This is a genomic window from Methanobrevibacter cuticularis, from assembly GCF_001639285.1.
GTDB classification, from domain to species: domain Archaea; phylum Methanobacteriota; class Methanobacteria; order Methanobacteriales; family Methanobacteriaceae; genus Methanobaculum; species Methanobaculum cuticulare.
The window spans coordinates 1-574 of record NZ_LWMW01000069.1; the positions used below are offsets into that span (position 1 = coordinate 1).

Sequence of the window (574 nt, forward strand, 5' to 3'; positions counted from 1 at the left end):
GGAAAGCAGTATGATATTCAAGTTCAAAGATATAGGTGTAAAAATTGTGGAAAACTATCTCAAACTGAATTTCACGATGAATATGGGCCTTATTCTAATTTTTCTAAGGAAACTAAGAATAAAACAGCCGAAATAATGCGTTTAGACAGTATTTCACTTAGAAACACCTCAAAAATACACAAAATTTTCAATAAAATTAAAATATCTCATGAAACTGTTAGATCCTCTGTTTCTGTTCATAATAAATTATATTATGTTAATGATGATGTTGAATTGTCTGGTTATTATGGTTATGATGAGCAATGGGCTAAAATATCTGGAACATGGAAGTACCGGTATGTTCTTTTTGATATTGTTAATAATGTGCCAATTGCAGAAATATTAAATGATACTGTGGATGAAGGACTGATTAAATCATTTATCGGAGATAATATTCCTCCTCACAAGCGTAAAGGTATTGTAACTGATATGTTGAACGAATATGATGGAATAATGAATGATCTAGGTTTCGATCACCAATACTGCATTCTTCATTTTATAAGAAATGTATCTAAAAAAATAACAACACATTTAA

1 protein-coding gene is annotated in these 574 nt (G+C 29.3%); it reads left to right on the forward strand.

Annotated elements, in window-relative coordinates; translation table 11 throughout:
• Window positions 1-574: hypothetical protein (locus MBCUT_RS11200; protein ID WP_169805369.1), on the forward strand; the 574-nt coding region annotated here is incomplete at both ends.